At 51.5% G+C, this 495-nt stretch carries 5 tRNA genes; all 5 read left to right on the top strand.

Going from position 1 to position 495, the window contains the following annotated elements:
* The first annotated feature begins 65 nt into the window (after positions 1 to 65).
* The 5 genes from CD116_RS11695 to CD116_RS11675 all read left to right on the top strand — a co-directional run bounded on the left by CD116_RS11695 (position 66) and on the right by CD116_RS11675 (position 493).
* Positions 66 to 140: transfer RNA gene (locus tag CD116_RS11695), tRNA-Asn, on the top strand.
* A gap of 1 nt (position 141) precedes the next feature.
* Positions 142 to 213, top strand: a tRNA-Glu gene (locus CD116_RS11690).
* Positions 214 to 220: 7 nt separating this feature from the next.
* Positions 221 to 296 (top strand) — tRNA-Val (locus CD116_RS11685).
* Between the two features lie 29 nt (positions 297 to 325).
* Positions 326 to 409: transfer RNA gene (locus CD116_RS11680), tRNA-Tyr, on the top strand.
* A 9-nt stretch (positions 410 to 418) separates the two neighbouring features.
* Positions 419 to 493, top strand: a tRNA-Gln gene (locus CD116_RS11675).
* The last annotated feature ends 2 nt before the right edge of the window (positions 494 to 495 follow it).

Raw genomic sequence — 495 nt, 5'->3', positions numbered from 1 at the left:
TTAGCGTCGATGGTAGTTGGACTTACGTTCCGCTAGAGTAGAACGTTGCCAGGCTATAATATTAATCCACAGTAGCTCAGTGGTAGAGCTATCGGCTGTTAACCGATCGGTCGTAGGTTCGAGTCCTACCTGTGGAGCCATGGCTCCTTGGTCAAGCGGTTAAGACACCGCCCTTTCACGGCGGTAACACGGGTTCGAGTCCCGTAGGAGTCATTATTTTGGAGAATTAGCTCAGCTGGGAGAGCATCTGCCTTACAAGCAGAGGGTCGGCGGTTCGAACCCGTCATTCTCCACCATTTTGATTATTTTATTAACTGAATAAGCTGGAGGGGTAGCGAAGTGGCTAAACGCGGCGGACTGTAAATCCGCTCCTTCGGGTTCGGCAGTTCGAATCTGCCCCCCTCCACCATCTATATATTGGGCTATAGCCAAGCGGTAAGGCAACGGACTTTGACTCCGTCACTCGTTGGTTCGAATCCAGCTAGCCCAGCCATT

The sequence above is a fragment of the Staphylococcus schweitzeri genome, assembly GCF_002902405.1.
GTDB lineage: Bacteria > Bacillota > Bacilli > Staphylococcales > Staphylococcaceae > Staphylococcus > Staphylococcus schweitzeri.
This window is presented reverse-complemented; position numbering and strand designations above follow the sequence as displayed.